General features: G+C 68.3%; 17 protein-coding genes. 7 read left to right on the top strand and 10 right to left on the bottom strand.

From position 1 onward, the window contains the following. Positions 1-70: 70 nt before the first annotated feature. Both ispF and carD read right to left on the bottom strand, forming a co-directional pair. On the bottom strand, positions 71-550 hold the full coding sequence (gene ispF / locus K3G64_RS11460; RefSeq protein WP_238949939.1) for a 2-C-methyl-D-erythritol 2,4-cyclodiphosphate synthase: 480 nt from the start codon (positions 548-550) through the stop codon (positions 71-73). 41 nt (positions 551-591) lie between these two features. Then, positions 592-1,080, bottom strand: a complete 489-nt coding sequence (carD, locus tag K3G64_RS11455; RefSeq protein ID WP_015309632.1) for an RNA polymerase-binding transcription factor CarD — start codon at positions 1,078-1,080, stop codon at positions 592-594. Positions 1,081-1,386: 306 nt separating this feature from the next. Between carD and K3G64_RS11450 the strand changes: the two genes are divergently transcribed. From K3G64_RS11450 to disA, 3 genes are all read left to right on the top strand, one after another. Then, on the top strand, positions 1,387-1,965 hold the full coding sequence (locus K3G64_RS11450) for a hypothetical protein (RefSeq protein ID WP_238949938.1): 579 nt from the start codon (positions 1,387-1,389) through the stop codon (positions 1,963-1,965). Positions 1,966-2,033: 68 nt separating this feature from the next. Next, complete coding sequence (gene radA / locus K3G64_RS11445) at positions 2,034-3,437, top strand: DNA repair protein RadA (RefSeq protein ID WP_238949937.1); 1,404 nt, start codon at positions 2,034-2,036, stop codon at positions 3,435-3,437. Positions 3,438-3,446: 9 nt separating this feature from the next. Beyond that, the gene (gene disA / locus K3G64_RS11440) at positions 3,447-4,565 is read left to right on the top strand and encodes a DNA integrity scanning diadenylate cyclase DisA (RefSeq protein WP_238949936.1); all 1,119 of its coding nucleotides are present in this window, start codon (positions 3,447-3,449) and stop codon (positions 4,563-4,565) included. Positions 4,566-4,579: 14 nt separating this feature from the next. Here disA and K3G64_RS11435 read toward each other — a convergent pair whose 3' ends face one another. Both K3G64_RS11435 and K3G64_RS11430 read right to left on the bottom strand, forming a co-directional pair. After that, positions 4,580-5,350: a hypothetical protein gene (locus K3G64_RS11435; RefSeq protein ID WP_238949935.1), complete on the bottom strand. Its 771-nt coding sequence runs from the start codon at positions 5,348-5,350 to the stop codon at positions 4,580-4,582. A gap of 66 nt (positions 5,351-5,416) precedes the next feature. Then, entirely contained in the window at positions 5,417-6,031 is a 615-nt protein-coding gene (locus K3G64_RS11430; RefSeq protein WP_238949934.1) for a carbonic anhydrase, read from the bottom strand. Between K3G64_RS11430 and K3G64_RS11425 the strand changes: the two genes are divergently transcribed. Beyond that, positions 6,030-6,905, top strand: coding sequence for an A/G-specific adenine glycosylase (locus K3G64_RS11425; RefSeq protein WP_238949933.1), 876 nt, complete (start codon positions 6,030-6,032; stop codon positions 6,903-6,905). The two genes, K3G64_RS11430 and K3G64_RS11425, sit on opposite strands and share 2 nt — an antisense overlap. Here the strand turns inward: K3G64_RS11425 and K3G64_RS11420 are convergent, their stop codons facing one another. Beyond that, entirely contained in the window at positions 6,906-7,889 is a 984-nt protein-coding gene (locus K3G64_RS11420) for a helix-turn-helix domain-containing protein (RefSeq protein WP_238949932.1), read from the bottom strand. 71 nt (positions 7,890-7,960) lie between these two features. On the opposite strand from K3G64_RS11420, the gene K3G64_RS11415 reads away from it, so the two are divergent. Beyond that, positions 7,961-8,215, top strand: coding sequence for a hypothetical protein (locus tag K3G64_RS11415; RefSeq protein WP_238949931.1), 255 nt, complete (start codon positions 7,961-7,963; stop codon positions 8,213-8,215). Here K3G64_RS11415 and K3G64_RS11410 read toward each other — a convergent pair. Beyond that, positions 8,189-8,953 (bottom strand): alpha/beta fold hydrolase, encoded by a 765-nt coding sequence (locus K3G64_RS11410; protein WP_238949929.1) that lies wholly within the window; start codon positions 8,951-8,953, stop codon positions 8,189-8,191. The two genes, K3G64_RS11415 and K3G64_RS11410, sit on opposite strands and share 27 nt — an antisense overlap. Positions 8,954-9,007: 54 nt before the next feature. On the opposite strand from K3G64_RS11410, the gene mhuD reads away from it, so the two are divergent. Together mhuD and K3G64_RS11400 are read left to right on the top strand one after the other, a co-directional pair. Beyond that, positions 9,008-9,331 carry a mycobilin-forming heme oxygenase MhuD gene (gene mhuD / locus K3G64_RS11405; protein ID WP_238949927.1) on the top strand — a complete coding sequence of 108 codons (324 nt, stop codon included), beginning with the start codon at positions 9,008-9,010 and terminating at the stop codon, positions 9,329-9,331. Next, positions 9,324-10,682 carry a serine hydrolase gene (locus tag K3G64_RS11400; RefSeq protein ID WP_370647186.1) on the top strand — a complete coding sequence of 453 codons (1,359 nt, stop codon included), beginning with the start codon at positions 9,324-9,326 and terminating at the stop codon, positions 10,680-10,682. The genes mhuD and K3G64_RS11400 overlap by 8 nt, the downstream gene beginning before the upstream one ends. Here K3G64_RS11400 and K3G64_RS11395 read toward each other — a convergent pair whose 3' ends face one another. The 4 genes from K3G64_RS11395 to clpC1 form a co-directional block, all read right to left on the bottom strand. Continuing rightward, the gene (locus K3G64_RS11395; RefSeq protein ID WP_238949925.1) at positions 10,683-11,234 is read right to left on the bottom strand and encodes a histidine phosphatase family protein; all 552 of its coding nucleotides are present in this window, start codon (positions 11,232-11,234) and stop codon (positions 10,683-10,685) included. Further along, complete coding sequence (locus K3G64_RS11390; RefSeq protein WP_238949923.1) at positions 11,231-12,028, bottom strand: CbtA family protein; 798 nt, start codon at positions 12,026-12,028, stop codon at positions 11,231-11,233. Before K3G64_RS11390 ends, K3G64_RS11395 begins: the two co-directional genes overlap by 4 nt. A gap of 26 nt (positions 12,029-12,054) precedes the next feature. Continuing rightward, complete coding sequence (locus tag K3G64_RS11385) at positions 12,055-12,270, bottom strand: CbtB domain-containing protein (RefSeq protein ID WP_238949921.1); 216 nt, start codon at positions 12,268-12,270, stop codon at positions 12,055-12,057. A 222-nt stretch (positions 12,271-12,492) separates the two neighbouring features. Next, the gene (clpC1, locus tag K3G64_RS11380) at positions 12,493-15,036 is read right to left on the bottom strand and encodes an ATP-dependent protease ATP-binding subunit ClpC (RefSeq protein ID WP_238949918.1); all 2,544 of its coding nucleotides are present in this window, start codon (positions 15,034-15,036) and stop codon (positions 12,493-12,495) included. Positions 15,037-15,233: the final 197 nt, after the last annotated feature.

The raw sequence follows: 15,233 nt of genomic DNA, 5'->3' as shown, positions 1-15,233 counted from the left end.
CCGGCCGACCATTCGCTCCGCTCACCCCGGCCCACTGTTCGCTCCGCTCACGACGGCCCAGCCTACCGGCCTATTCACCCACCTCCACCACCAGCGCGGTCGCGATGGCGGCCAGCCCCTCGCCGCGTCCGGTGAGCCCGAGGCCGTCGGTGGTGGTGGCGGAGACGGACACCGGAGCGTCGAGCAGACCCGAGAGCAATTCCTGGGCCTCGGCGCGCCGTGGACTGATTCTCGGGCGGTTCCCGATCACCTGCACAGCGGCGTTGCCGACCCGCAGCCCCTGATCCGCCAGCATCGACCGGACGTGGCGGAGCATGTCCGCGCCGCGCGCGTCGCGCCACTGCTCGCGTGCGGTGCCGAACACCTCTCCGAGGTCGCCCAGCCCCGCCGCCGACAACAGCGCATCACAGAGGGCATGAGCGGCCACATCGCCATCGGAGTGACCGGCGCAGCCGTCGGCCGCCTCGAACAACAGGCACAGCAGCCAGCACGGCCGACCGGCCTCGATGGGATGAACGTCGGTGCCGAGCCCGATCCTTGGCAGGATCATTACTCTTCGCGCAAGCGGCTCATCGACCCCGTCACGGGCCTTCAGGAGGCGGCGGCCAGAACCTCGTCGAGGATGATCGCGGCCTTGGCGTCGTCGGTGTTCTCGGCCAGCGCCAGCTCACCGACCAGGATCTGCCGGGCCTTCGCGAGCATGCGCTTCTCGCCCGCGGACAGGCCACGCTCCTGGTCCCGACGCCACAGATCGCGGACGACCTCGGCAACCTTGTTCACGTCACCGGAGGCCAACTTCTCGAGGTTGGCCTTGTACCGACGTGACCAGTTGGTCGGCTCCTCCGTATGCGGGGCCCGGAGCACCTGGAAGACCTTGTCGAGGCCTTCCTGACCGACCACGTCGCGCACCCCGACATACTCTGCGTTCTCGGCGGGCACTCGGACCGTGAGGTCTCCCTGGGCGACCTTCAGAACGAGGTATTCCTTCTGTTCGCCTTTGATGGTCCGGGTTTCGATCGCCTCGATTAACGCAGCACCGTGGTGGGGATAAACAACGGTGTCTCCGACCTTGAAAATCATCAGATTAGAGCCCCTTTCACATGACAATGCTAACACGGGCCTCAACGGGGTGGGGATCAACGGTGCAGGTCAGGGGCATCGCAGGTGAAGACTAGGGGTTGACACGGCGACGAATCCGTGCAAGGCCGAACAGCTTTGGAGGTAGCTGTCGGCGACGCCTCATCGTCTGTGCATCGTGTGCGCGGGGCCACATCGCGGTTGCTGTCGGCCCTCCGCTACCGTGCCCGACCCGCACCTACTACTGTGCATAGTCGAAACCCGCGACCGGTGTGACCGGTCGCCCCGACGGTCGAGCAGGAGGCACGTGTGGACCGCTTGAGACTGGCCGCCTTCGGACTCGCCGCCACCGCGCTGGTCGGCGGGGCGCTCGCCGGATGCAGCTCCGGACAGGTCTCCCAGACCGCCATGCAGGAGCCGGCGGTCAACGGCATCAGCGCAAACGTCGGCCAGGTCGCGCTGCGCAACATCCATCTGCGCGCCGACCTCAAGTCCGACTACATCCAGCCCGGCACCGAAGTCGATCTGGTGTTGCGGGCCTCGAACAACTCGCCCGACACCGCCGACAAGCTGGTCTCGATCACCTCCGACATCGGTTCGGTGTCCTTGACCGGCGACACTGAACTGCCCGCGAGCGGCGCATTGATCGTCGGTGCAGCCGACGGCGAGATCACTCCGCTCGAAAGCGTCGAGACCGTGGAGGCCGCCGAGGCCAAGGTGGAGCTGAACAAGCCGATCACCAACGGCCTGACCTACGACTTCACCTTCACCTTCGAGAAGGCAGGCCAGACGACCGTGCCCGTCCCCCTCTCGGCGGGCGAGGCGCCGCGCCGTGATTCGGCGGAGAAGGCAGGCGGCGGGGCGGGCGGCCATTCGGGCGGCCACTGACCACACCGGTCCACGACACGATCGCTGACCGGTCGGGTTCTGTCGGTCGAGCCAGCTACCGTCACACCGTGGCCAGAGGCGGTGTCAAACAGCGGTCGCAGTACCGCTGTTCGGAGTGCCAGCACGTCACCGCCAAATGGTTCGGTCGCTGCCCGGACTGCGGCACCTGGGGCACGGTCGACGAAGTCGCGGCGCTCGCCGCGGTGGCAGGCTCCCCGACCCGACGCGCCGTCGCCCCCAGCTCACCGGCCGTGCCGATCACGTCGATCGACCCCGGCCGCACCCGCCACTTCGACACCGGCGTCTCCGAACTCGACCGCGTGCTCGGCGGCGGGCTGGTTCCCGGCTCGGTGACGCTGTTGGCCGGTGATCCCGGGGTGGGCAAGTCGACGCTTCTGTTGGAGGTCGCGCATCGCTGGGCCCAGGCGGGCAACCGTTCGCTCTACCTGTCCGGCGAGGAGTCCGCCGGACAGATCCGGATGCGCGCCGAGCGCACCGGCTGCACTCATGACGAGGTGTATCTGGCGGCCGAATCGGACCTGTCGACCGCGCTGGGCCACATCGAGCAGGTGCAACCCGGGTTGGTGGTCGTCGACTCGGTGCAGACCATGTCCAGCACCGAGGCCGACGGTGTCACCGGAGGCGTGACCCAGGTACGCGCGGTCACCACCGCTCTGACCATGGCCGCCAAGATGTCGGGCGTAGCGATGATCCTGGTCGGCCACGTCACCAAGGACGGCGCCATCGCGGGGCCGCGCTCGCTGGAACACCTCGTCGATGTCGTGCTGCACTTCGAAGGTGACCGCACGTCGTCGCTGCGCATGGTCCGCGGCGTCAAGAACCGTTTCGGCGCCGCCGACGAGGTCGGCTGTTTCCTGTTGCACGACAACGGCATCGAAGGGGTGGCCGATCCGTCGGGACTGTTCCGGGACCAGCGACCCAAGCCTGTGCCCGGCACCGCGATCACGGTGACACTCGACGGGAAGCGCCCGTTGATCGGCGAGGTGCAGGCACTGATCGGGGCGGAGGCGAGCGGTACACCAAGGCGCGCGGTCAGCGGCATCGACTCCTCGCGGGCGGCGATGATCACCGCTGTGCTCGACAGACACGCCGGACTGAGCATCGGCGGGCGGGACATCTACCTGTCGACGGTCGGTGGCATGCGTCTGACCGATCCGTCGGCCGATCTCGCGGTGGCCGTGGCAATCGCCTCGTCGAAGATGAACCTGCCGCTGCCGCCGGCGGTGGTGGCCATCGGCGAGGTCGGGCTGGCGGGTGATCTGCGCCGCGTGGCCGGGATGGACCGCCGCCTGGCGGAGGCCGCGCGCCTGGGGTTCACCCGCGCGGTGGTGCCGACGGGCGTGACCTCGGTTCCGACGGGACTGCGCGTGGTACCGGTCGACAACATCGGATCTGCGTTGCGGGTTTTGCGGGACATCAGCAAAGATGACCCCCATGGCGGCCGATCCTAGGAGGCGGCGATGGCCGTGAAGGCCGGCGGCAGATCAAGCCGCACAGTCGTGCCGTTGGCCCGGCCCACGCTGCGCGAGACCCTCACGCGGCTGGCCCCGGGAACACCCTTACGCGACGGCCTGGAACGCATTCTGCGGGGCCGGACCGGCGCCCTGATCGTCATCGGCTACGACGACAGCGTCGAGGCCATCTGTGACGGCGGGTTCTCGCTCGACGTGCGGTACGCACCGACGCGGTTGCGGGAGCTGTCGAAGATGGACGGTGCCGTGGTGCTCTCCAGCGACGGCGGCCACATCTTGCGGGCCAACGTGCAGCTGGTGCCGGATCCCTCGATCCCGACCGAGGAGTCCGGAACCCGGCACCGGTCCGCCGAGCGTGCGGCCATCCAGACGGGCTATCCCGTGATCTCGGTGAGCCACTCGATGAGCATCGTGACGGTGTACGTCGCCGGCGAGCGGCACGTCATTCCCGACTCGGCGACGATCCTGTCGCGTGCCAACCAGACCATCGACACGCTGGAGCGCTACAAGACCCGTCTCAACGAGGTCAGCAGGCAGCTGTCCACGGCCGAGATCGAGGATTTCGTCACCCTGCGCGACGTGATGACCGTGGTGCAGCGGTTGGAGATGGTGCGCCGGATCAGCCTCGAAATCGACTCCGACGTCGTCGAACTCGGCACCGACGGCCGACAGCTCAAACTGCAGCTCGAGGAGCTCGTCGGCGACAACGACACCGCCCGCGAGCTGATCGTGCGCGACTACCACGCCAACCCGGACCCGCCGTCGGCGGCGCAGGTCAGCGCCACGCTCGAGGAACTGGACGCGTTGTCGGACAATGAACTGCTCGACTTCACCACGCTGGCAAGGGTTTTCGGCTATCCATCGACGATCGAGGCGCAGGACTCGGCGATGAGCTCGCGTGGTTACCGCGCGATGGCAGGAATCCCGCGACTGCAGTTCGCCCACGTCGACCTGCTGGTGCGTTCGTTCGGATCGTTGCAGGGCCTGCTCGCCGCCAGCGCCACTGACCTGCAGAACGTCGACGGCATCGGCTCGATGTGGGCCCGCCACATCCGTGAGGGCCTGTCCCACCTGGCCGAGTCGACGATCGCCGACCGGCTGGCCTGAGCCGACCCGCTCCGTCAGCCGACGGGTGCGGGCACCGGTCCCGGTGGCGCGCCTCCATGCGCGGCGGGCGGCGGCATCTGACCCGGGTCGGCCAGGATGAACGGCACCGTCGCCGAGCGCAGGTTGCCGAGTTGGACGACCAGGTTGTATGTGCCCGGCCCGATGGGTTGGCGCGGCAACGGGCAGCCGGGCGCCGAACCCATGCCCGTCCACGTCACCTCGGTGGTCACCTGCTCCCCTGGCTGGAAAGTCTTGACCAGCGTCTCGTTCGACGGCGCGCAGTCCAGGTTCGACCACAACCGTTTGTTGTCCAGCCCGTAGACGTAGGCGGCCAGCACCGCGGCACCTACGTCGCGCTGGCAGGCGACCAGGCCGACGTTGGTGACCACCATGGTGAACTTGGGCTGGTCACCGACCACATACTGCGGCTGGTTGGTGATGCCCTTGACCGCGAGGGTCGAATCCGGGCAGTCGTCACCCTCCTGGAGTACCGGCGGCGGGATGACGGCCGCCGTCGCGGTGGGGGTCTGCGGCGCCCGCTGTGCGGGCGCCATCACCGGAGACTTGACCTCCGGGTTCTCCCCGGGTAGCGGTGTCGGCCCGGCGGCCGCGTTGGACGCCTGCTGCTCGGCGCTCGTGTTGTCGGTGCCCCCGGTGTTCTTGGCGACGACGACCACGATGGCCGCGATCACCCCGACCACCAGGACCGCTATGCCCAGCGCGAGTGCCCGGCGACGCCAATAGATCTGCGTCGGTAGTGGGCCCTGCGGTTCCAGATCCAGCACAAGCTCACGGTAAGCCCAGGTCACGCCTTATCGCCCGAGGTAGCCCGGCGTGTCGCCGATGTGGGATCAGCCCAGGTCGCCCAGATGGTCCCGCACCACCATCCGGCCGTCGGCCAGGTGGTAGGTGACCCCGGCGATGGCGAGCCGGCCCGCCTGGAGCCGTTCGGCCACGGCGGTCGAGCGGGCCGCCAGCTGTGCGACCGTCTCGTTGACGTGCCGTTCCTCGAACTCGTCGACCCGCGTCAACCCGTCGCGGCGGCCCAGCAGGATCGACGGCGTGACCCGCTCCACCACGTCGCGGACGTAACCGGCGGGCACCGTGCCGTCGTCGATGGCCGACAGCGTGGCCTTGACGGCGCCGCAGCTGTCGTGGCCCAACACCACGATGAGCGGAACGTCGAGCACCGTGACCGCGTACTCGATCGAGCCGAGTACGGCGGAGTCGATGACGTGGCCGGCGGTGCGGACGACGAACATGTCGCCGAGGCCCTGGTCGAAGATGATCTCGGCGGCGACCCGGCTGTCGGCGCAGCCGAACACCACGGCGGTCGGCTTCTGCGCCCCGGCGAGGCTGGCCCGGTGCTCGACGCTCTGGCTCGGATGCTCCGGCTTACCCTCGACGAACCGCTGGTTACCCTCCTTGAGTGCTTTCCACGCGGTCATCGGACTGGTGTTCGGCATGACGGACATTGTGCACCAACTGCTCGACTGGTATGACACCGAGCGGCGCGATCTGCCGTGGCGGCGACCACATGTCACGCCCTGGCAGATCCTGGTCAGCGAGTTCATGCTGCAGCAGACGCCCGTCGCCCGCGTAGAACCGGTGTGGGTGGCGTGGGTCGAGCGCTGGCCCACCCCGAGCGCAACGGCGGCCGCCAGCGCCGCCGACGTGCTGCGCGCATGGGGCAAGCTCGGGTACCCGCGACGGGCCAAACGCCTGCACGAGTGCGCCGGCGTGATCGCCGCCGACTACGACGACGAGGTGCCGTCCGACGTCGATACCCTGCTGACGCTGCCCGGGGTCGGCGCGTACACCGCGCGGGCGATCGCGTGCTTCGCCTATCGACAGCGGGTGCCGGTGGTCGATACCAACGTGCGACGCGTGGTCACCAGGGTGGTACACGGCCGCGGCGACGCTGCGGCTGCGTCGTCGGCGCGGGACCTCGCAGACGTCGAGGCGCTTCTGCCGGATGACGCTGCAGCGCCTGAGTTCTCGGTCGCCCTCATGGAACTTGGCGCCACGGTGTGCACCGCCAGGGCGCCGCGGTGCGGGCTGTGCCCGTTGAGCGGGTGCGCCTGGCGGTCGCGTGGGTTTCCCGCCTCGGACACCCCGGCTCGCCGTGTGCAGCGCTACGCGGGCACCGACCGGCAGGTCCGCGGCCGCCTGCTGGATGTGCTGCGCAACAACACGTCTCCCGTCACCAGGGCCGAGCTAGACGTGGCGTGGCTGACCGACACGGCGCAGCGGGACCGGGCGCTGGGCTCGCTTCTGGTCGACGGCCTCGTCGAACAGACCGCCGACGGCCGGTTCGCACTCGCGGGCGAAGGTGAGTGATCAGGCGGTGGCTTCGGCAGGCTCGGCGCCGTCGTTGGTGCAGCAGAACCGGCGCCGGTAGTCCGACGGTGTCACCCCGATGACGCGGCGGAAGTGGTGGCGCAGCAGCGTCGCGGTGCCGAATCCACTGCGCTCGGCGATCCGGTCGACATCGAGGTCGGTCTCCTCGAGCAGCGTGCGCGCGTAGAGCACCCGCTGATCGGTCACCCACTGCATCGGCGTGCGACCGGTCTCCTCGACGAACCGCCGCGCGAATGTGCGCGCCGACATGTGGGCGCGGGCCGCCAGCGAGGCGACGGTATGCGGCTTGTCGAGATTGCCGAGTAGCCAATCCAGGTGCGGCGCAAAGCGTTCCGAACAGCGGACCGGGATCGGCTGGTCGATGTACTGGCGCTGCCCGCCGTCGCGCTGCGGCGGCACCACCATCCGGCGCGCGATCTTGTTGGTCACCTCGCTGCCCAACTCGCGACGCACCAGGTGCAGGCAGGCGTCGATGCCCGCAGCGGTGCCCGCGCTGGTGATGAGGTTGCCGTCGTCGACGAAAAGCACGTTGCGATCCACCTTCGCCGTCGGGTACATCCGGGCCAGGTCTTCGGCGTGCATCCAGTGCGTGGTGCAGGGCCTGCCGTCGAGCAACCCCGCCGCGCCCGCGACGAATGCGCCCGAGCAGACCGTCAAGATGATCGACCCGGATGCGGCGGCGGCCTTGACCGCGGTCAGCGCCTCGGGGAGGTAGTCGGACCCGCCGATCGCCGGGATGGCGACCATGTCCGCCCCCACCAGGTCGTCGAGCCCGTGATCGGGGATGATCGTCGCGCCCACCGACGTCCGGACCGGCTTGCCCGGCTGCGGTCCACAGACCTTGAAGTCGAAGTTCGGCACGCCGTCGGCGGAGCGGTCGATCCCGAAGACCTCGCAGATCACGCCGAACTCGAAAATCGCTAGACCGTCGAGTACCAGCGCCGATACGCTTTTCATCGCCATGGCAGCATTTTATCCCAACGTGTCATTCCTGCCACTGTTGGCGGGATATGTCCGAGCGAAAGATTACTGCCATGTCCACTGCACTGACAATCCTCATCCTGATCGCCCCGCCGGCGGCGGCCGTAGCGTTCGGCTGGGCTGCACGTCGCTCCGGGGTGCTGCGCTTTCGCCTCGACCAGTTCCGGATGGCAGCCCCGATGGCCGGCCGTCTCTTCACCGACGACCGTGACGTGCTGCGCATGGAGCACGATCTCGAGGCGATCCGCACCCGCTTCGAGCACCACCCGATCTGGCCGTCCTCAGGTGCGCTCGGCGAGCGCCGTTAGGAAGGTCTCGACCGCTTCGCGGTAGGCCCGCGGCGCGTCGTCGTGGACGAGATGACCGGCGCTGGGCACCTGCAGGTACGTTGCGCGCCGTCCGGTCTCCTGCATCCGGCGCATCTGCCCGGGCGGGGTGACAGAGTTGCCCGCCTCGATGAGCAGCGCGGGTGCCCGCACGGCCGTCCACTGTGACCAGTAGTCGCGCGTGCCCCACTCCGCGGCGATCTCGATCCAGATCCGCGGGTGGCCGTGCAGACGCCAACCGGCCGCGGTACGGTCGAACGCCTCCAGGAAGTACTGTCCCGCGACGGGGCCGAACTCGTCGTAGATCCGTTGCGCGGTATCGAATTCGACGGGTAAGGCATGCAGCCAGGGTTCCCACGGCCCGGTGGTGCGGCCCCTGAAGTCCGGCGCCATGTCCTCGACGACCAACGCCCGCACCAGTTCGGGGCGCCCGGCTGCCAGACACCAGGAGTGCAGACCCCCCATCGAGTGCCCGATCAGCACCGCCGGCTCGCCGAGCTGCTGGACCGCTTCGCCGAGGTCCTCGACGAAGCGTTCGGTGCTGATGGGCTGCGCGTCGTCCACGTCGCGACCGCGATGCCAGGGCGCGTCATAGGTGAACACCTCGCCCAGCGCGGCCAGCCACGGAAGCTGGCGCGTCCATGTGCTGCCCCGCCCCATCAAGCCGTGCACCAGCACCAGGGGCCGACCTGTGCCACCTCGCGGGGTCAGCCATCGCATCCCGACATCATCACGCCTCCTGAGGCGCACACGGCATTCGGTAGCCTGATTCGCATGTCCAGCCAGAACCCCGTGGTGAAGATCAACGCAATCGAGGTTCCGCCCGACGCAGGCCCGGAACTGGAGAAGCGGTTCGCGCACCGCGCCCACGCCGTCGACAACCAGCCCGGCTTCCTCGGCTTCCAGCTGTTGCGGCCCGTCAAGGGCGAGAACCGCTACTTCGTGGTGACGCAGTGGGAGTCCGAGGAGGCGTTTCAGGCCTGGGCGACGGGACCGGCCATCGAAGCGCACAAGGGTCAGGCGGCCAACCCGGTGGCCACCGGAGCGTCGCTGCTGGAGTTCGAGGTTGTCCTGGACGTTGCCGGCTCCTCTGAATAGCACCGCGATCAGGGCGAAACGGGCGGTCACGGTGACGGTCGCCGCGGCGCTGTCCATCGGCGTGGGAGGCTGCGCGACGAGCGGCTCCGCGCCGACCGAGGCCGACTACGGCGTGCCGATCACCATCAACACCCCGCAGGGTCTACGCGCGAAGCAGACGCTGGACATGCTCAACTCCAACTGGCCGATCGGGCCCGTCGGGGTGCGCACCCTCGCCCAGCCGGAGAGGGTCGAAGCGGTCACGGCCAAGCTCGACTCGATGTGGTGGGACCGGCCGTTCACGGTCACCGATGTCGAGATCGGCGCCGGTGAGGCCGAAGTCGGCGTCCTGACCTCCTACGGCGTTGCGCAGGAGATCGCGCTGCGCACCGACGACGAAGGCCGAGTCGATCGGTTCGACGTGTCGTTGCGCGCGCCGGACATCGAGGAATGGTCCGACATCGACGCGGAACTGACGAAGTCCGGTGCGCGCTACTCGTACCAGGTGTCGAAGGTGGGCGCAGAAACCGGCGGCTGCGACGTGGTGGCCGGGACCAACACCGACCTGTCGCTGCCGCTGGCCTCGATCTTCAAACTGTATGTGCTGCTTGCGGTCGCCGACGCGGTGAAGGCCGGAACACTCGAGTGGACCGACCCGCTGACCGTCACCAGGCAAGCCAAGGCGGTCGGCTCGGCGGGCATGGAGCACCTGCCGCCCGGGGCCCAGGTGTCGGTGAGAAAGGCCGCCCAGCAGATGATCTCGGCCAGTGACAACATGGCCACCGACCTGCTGATCGGGCGGCTGGGGCCGGGCGCCGTCGAGCGGGCCCTGGTCACCGGCGGCCATCACGACCCGGCGAGCATGACGCCGTTTCCCACCATGCACGAGCTGTTCTCGGTCGGCTGGGGCCGTCCCGATCTGCGCGAGCAGTGGCGCCGCGCAGTCGAGAAGGGTGGATCGGCGGTTCGCGCGCAGCTGCTCAGCCAGACCAATTCGCGCCCCTACGAACCGGATCCGGAACGGACGCATACACCGGCATCGAATTTCGGCGCCGAGTGGTACGGCAGCGCCGCCGACATCTGCCGGGTGCACATGGCGCTGCAGAAGGCCGCCTTCGGGGAGGCCGCCCCGGTCAAGGACATCCTGTCCGCCATCCCCGGCATCGATCTCGACGGGTCGAAGTGGCACTACGTCGGCGCCAAGGGCGGCAACCTGCCGGGCGACCTGACCTTCAGCTGGTATGCCGTCGACCACACCGGGCAGCCCTGGGTGGTCAGCTTCCAGCTGAACTGGCCGCGCTACCGCAGCCCCACCGCGGCCGGCTGGCTGCTGTCGATCGCGCGTCAGACGTTCGCGCTGATCCCGGTCTGATCAGTGGCTGGACCGGAGGGTCCAGGCGTGGCCGCGGAAGTGCAGCACCGTACGGCTCACGGGCCCGATGTCGATGCGCCAGAACGACTTCGCGGGCGCGTCGAGCGTGACCAGAATGGCCGCCCGTACCACCGCAGGGTGGGTGACGGCGATGATGTTGCCCCGATGCGCGGAAAGCGAGTCCAGCCAGCTGTGCACGCGGTCGACGAGGTCGGCGACGGACTCGCCACCGTGGGGCGCCTGCGCCGGTTCGGTGAGCCAGATCGCCAGCTCCGCCGGCTCCACACCACCGAGAACGTCGCCGCGCCACCGCCCGCAGTCGAGGTCGGCCAACCGGGTGTCGACCTCTGCCTGCAGGCCGAGCAGTTCGGCGGTCTGGCGCGTGCGCTTCTCGGGTCCGCAGTAGACCTCGTCCGCGACGCCGAGATCGATCGACGCGTCCGCCTGCCGGTGCCCGACCGTGTTGAGCGGCTCATCGGTGGGGAATCGTCCGGCCGACACGGCGTCGGTCATGGCGTGCGACACGAGTGTCAGCCGGACGACCTCGCTCACGTTCCGATACGCTCCCGCGCCTTGTCACCCAGCAGCCTGGAGACCATCGCGCCGAACACCAGCGCGATGGTCGTGTAGATGACCACCTGGGTGCCCAGCGAGTAGAGCCGGAACTCGTAGAGCACATCGGCCGGGAAGCCCCCGTAGACGATGGCGCCCGCGTCGTCGCGCAGTGGTTCGGGGGTTTCGCCGATTCCCGGCAGGACGAGCATCAGCACCCCGACCGCCACGACGTAAGCGCCTGCGGCCACCAGAGTGGCGTTCCACGCGCCCAGCCGCTGCACCAACTGCCGGCCGAGGTACACGGCGCCGACCAGTAACGCCGCGGACAACACCACCATCAGCAGGTACAGCAGCGTCCGCTGCCGGATGGTCTCGTCCAGGCTCAGCGCCGGTGGGCTCGCCGGGTACTTCAGCGACGGCACGACGTACAGGCTGAGCAGCATTCCGCCGGCGATGTACACCGACAGCAGCCGCGCCGAGATGTCGCCGACCCGGCCGTATGCCACCGCGAACACCACCGCGAAGATGGCGGCGATGGCGATGCTGAACAGCAGGACGCCGAGCCCCATGCCGATGTTCATCTGCACGGCGCGATCGAACCCGCCGCCGTCACCGTGGCTGTGGCTGTGACCCGCGTGCGCCTCGAGCGCCTCGTGCGCCGCCCCCACGCCGTCCTCGTAACCGATGGCACGCTCGATCCGCGGCTCGACGAAGATTCTCGCGAACACGAACGCCAGTACGCCGGCGACGGCGCCCGCGAGCAGGCCGCGCCAGATGATCTGTCTCTCCATTTTCGGTTGTCCTCCTGCCTGCGCTGTCAGTGGCAGGGGAAGCCGAGCAGGTGGCGGGCGTCGTGCACGAATTCATGGACCACGGTGCTGTTGCCGAACACCGATGTCGCGCCTTGGTCCATGCCGACGAAGTAGAGCACCAGAAGGGCGAAGAAGGCGGTGAGCGTCAACCACAGCACCGCCTTGGTCGCTGTGAAGTCGATGGCGGGCGCGATGCTTCTGCGGGCCTCGGGAGAGGTCATTGAGGGGGTCCTTTCCGGGATTACGCGTCCCAGGTCGAAGGGCTCGGGGCGGACGTCGGGTCTGACTTGACACAGTGGCGCGACCGTTCTGGATTCTCACCAGATTCCTTCCCCCGCCGATTACACCTGAGCATCCTAAACGGATCGGACCCGCCAGTGGGCGGTGGAGCCGAAACGGGCGGCTACCCGCTGTGGGGTAACCGCCCGTTGTCGTCGTGTCCGCTACTCGGCCGCGCTGGCTGCGCCCGCGGCGCCGGCCTGAGCGAGATCCGGCTCCGCCTCGGGGGCAGGCTTCTTGGTGCCCTTGAACGTGAATACCGCGTCCTCACCCGCACCTTCGCCGTCCCAGTTCTCGACGTCGACGATCACGAGCTGACCCGGTCCGACCTCCTCGAAGAGGATCTTCTCGGAGAGCTGGTCCTCGATCTCGCGCTGGATGGTGCGCCGCAGCGGCCGCGCACCGAGCACGGGGTCGAAGCCGCGCTTGGCCAGCAGGGACTTGGCCTTGTCGGTCAGCTCCATCGCCATGTCCTTGGCCTTGAGCTGCTTGCCGACCCGGCCGATCATCAGGTCGACCATCTTGATGATCTCGTCCTGTGTCAGCTGGTGGAAGACGATGATGTCGTCGATGCGGTTGAGGAACTCCGGGCGGAAGTGCTTCTTCAGCTCGTCGTTGACCTTCTGCTTCATCCGCTCGTAGTTGTTCTCGCCGCCACCCTGGGTGAAGCCCAGTCCGACCGCCTTGCTGATGTCACTGGTTCCGAGGTTCGAGGTGAAGATCAGCACGGTGTTCTTGAAGTCCACCGTGCGGCCCTGACCGTCTGTGAGCCGGCCGTCCTCGAGGACCTGCAACAGGCTGTTGTAGATCTCCTGGTGCGCCTTCTCGATCTCATCGAAGAGAACAACGGAGAACGGCTTCCTTCTGACCTTCTCGGTGAGTTGGCCGCCCTCCTCGTAGCCGACGTAGCCCGGAGGGGCACCGAACAGCCGCGAGGCGGTGAAACGGTCGTGGAACTCGCCCATGTCGATCTGGATGAGCGCGTCGTCGTCGCCGAACAGGAAGTTGGCCAGCGCCTTGGACAGCTCGGTCTTACCGACACCTGACGGGCCGGCGAAGATGAACGAACCGGACGGGCGCTTGGGGTCCTTCAGCCCGGCACGGGTGCGGCGGATCGCCTTGGAGACCGCCTTGACCGCGTCCTCCTGGCCGATGATCCGCTTGTGGATCTCGTCCTCCATGCGCAGCAGCCGAGTGGTCTCCTCCTCGGTCAACTTGAACACCGGGATGCCGGTCCAGTTGCCCAGCACCTCGGCGATCTGCTCGTCGTCGACCTCGGCGACCACGTCGAGATCACCTGAGCGCCATTGCTTCTCACGCTCAGCGCGCTGAGCGACCAGTTGCTTCTCGCGATCCCGCAGGCTCGCCGCCTTCTCGAAATCCTGCGCGTCGATCGCGGACTCCTTCTCCCGGCGGGCGTCGGCGATCTTCTCGTCGAACTCACGCAGGTCTGGCGGAGCCGTCATCCGGCGGATGCGCATCCGGGCGCCGGCCTCGTCGATCAGGTCGATCGCCTTGTCCGGCAGGAACCGGTCGTTGATGTAGCGGTCGGCCAGAGTGGCCGCCGCCACCATCGCCGAATCGGTGATCGAGACGCGGTGGTGCGCCTCGTAGCGGTCGCGCAGACCCTTGAGGATCTCGATGGTGTGCTCGACTGTCGGCTCGCCGACCTGCACCGGCTGGAACCGGCGCTCGAGCGCGGCGTCTTTCTCGATGTACTTGCGGTACTCGTCGAGTGTGGTGGCGCCGATGGTCTGCAGCTCGCCGCGGGCCAGCTTCGGCTTCAGGATGCTGGCCGCGTCGATCGCGCCCTCGGCGGCACCGGCACCGACGAGGGTGTGCAGCTCGTCGATGAACAGGATGATGTCGCCCCGGGTGTTGATCTCCTTGAGCACCTTCTTCAGGCGCTCCTCGAAGTCACCGCGGTAGCGGCTACCCGCCACCAGCGAGCCGAGGTCCAGCGTGTAGAGCTGCTTGTCCTTGAGCGTCTCGGGCACCTCGCCGTGCACGATGGCCTGCGCCAGACCCTCGACGACCGCCGTCTTGCCGACGCCGGGCTCACCGATCAGCACGGGATTGTTCTTGGTGCGCCGGCTCAGCACCTGCATGACCCGCTCGATTTCCTTCTCGCGGCCGATGACCGGGTCGAGCTTGCCCTCCATCGCGGCGGCGGTCAGGTTGCGGCCGAACTGGTCGAGCACCAGCGAGGTCGACGGGTTGCCCGCCTCGCCGCCGCGGCCGCCGGTGCCGGCCTCCGCGGTCTCCTTGCCCTGGTAACCGCTCAGCAGCTGGATCACCTGCTGGCGCACCCGGGTCAGTTCGGCGCCGAGCTTGACCAGCACCTGGGCGGCGACACCCTCGCCCTCACGGATGAGGCCGAGCAGGATGTGCTCGGTGCCGATGTAGTTGTGGCCGAGCTGCAGCGCCTCACGCAGGCTCAGCTCCAGAACCTTCTTGGCGCGCGGGGTGAACGGAATGTGGCCCGACGGCGCCTGCTGGCCCTGGCCGATGATCTCCTCGACCTGGCTGCGCACGCCCTCGAGCGAGATGCCCAGCGACTCCAGCGACTTGGCGGCGACGCCTTCACCCTCGTGAATGAGTCCCAACAGGATGTGCTCGGTGCCGATGTAGTTGTGGTTGAGCATCCGGGCTTCTTCCTGAGCCAGGACGACGACCCTGCGGGCACGGTCGGTGAATCTCTCGAACATCGGTGGTTACCTGCTCTCCATCAATAGGTCGGTGCCGCGCGCCCCGAAGGGTCTTCGAATCGCACCGCACCTGCCGTCCACTGTAATGGGCGGCGCTCCCCGGTGCCCCGCCTGCCGGTCTGCTCTTAGCGGACAACGGACACCCGATTGCGCGCCGGAGGCATAACCGGCGTCGTGGATGAGCAACGCATCGGGAG

This window comes from Mycobacterium sp. IDR2000157661 (genome assembly GCF_022317005.1).
GTDB lineage: Bacteria > Actinomycetota > Actinomycetes > Mycobacteriales > Mycobacteriaceae > Mycobacterium.
Note: the sequence above shows the minus strand (reverse complement) of the source record. Positions and strands in the feature narration are given on the sequence as shown.

What these genes read in the sequence shown, in the direction of transcription:
- mhuD (WP_238949927.1), top strand. Translation starts at nt 9,008, where the DNA reads ATGTCCAGCCAGAACCCCGTGGTGAAGATCAACGCAATCGAGGTTCCG.
- K3G64_RS11420 (WP_238949932.1), bottom strand. Translation starts at nt 7,889, where the DNA reads ATGGCGATGAAAAGCGTATCGGCGCTGGTACTCGACGGTCTAGCGATT.
- carD (WP_015309632.1), bottom strand. Translation starts at nt 1,080, where the DNA reads ATGATTTTCAAGGTCGGAGACACCGTTGTTTATCCCCACCACGGTGCT.
- K3G64_RS11390 (WP_238949923.1), bottom strand. Translation starts at nt 12,028, where the DNA reads ATGGAGAGACAGATCATCTGGCGCGGCCTGCTCGCGGGCGCCGTCGCC.
- clpC1 (WP_238949918.1), bottom strand. Translation starts at nt 15,036, where the DNA reads ATGTTCGAGAGATTCACCGACCGTGCCCGCAGGGTCGTCGTCCTGGCT.
- K3G64_RS11425 (WP_238949933.1), top strand. Translation starts at nt 6,030, where the DNA reads ATGACGGACATTGTGCACCAACTGCTCGACTGGTATGACACCGAGCGG.
- K3G64_RS11410 (WP_238949929.1), bottom strand. Translation starts at nt 8,953, where the DNA reads ATGCGATGGCTGACCCCGCGAGGTGGCACAGGTCGGCCCCTGGTGCTG.
- K3G64_RS11415 (WP_238949931.1), top strand. Translation starts at nt 7,961, where the DNA reads ATGTCCACTGCACTGACAATCCTCATCCTGATCGCCCCGCCGGCGGCG.
- K3G64_RS11430 (WP_238949934.1), bottom strand. Translation starts at nt 6,031, where the DNA reads ATGCCGAACACCAGTCCGATGACCGCGTGGAAAGCACTCAAGGAGGGT.
- K3G64_RS11385 (WP_238949921.1), bottom strand. Translation starts at nt 12,270, where the DNA reads ATGACCTCTCCCGAGGCCCGCAGAAGCATCGCGCCCGCCATCGACTTC.
- disA (WP_238949936.1), top strand. Translation starts at nt 3,447, where the DNA reads ATGGCCGTGAAGGCCGGCGGCAGATCAAGCCGCACAGTCGTGCCGTTG.
- ispF (WP_238949939.1), bottom strand. Translation starts at nt 550, where the DNA reads ATGATCCTGCCAAGGATCGGGCTCGGCACCGACGTTCATCCCATCGAG.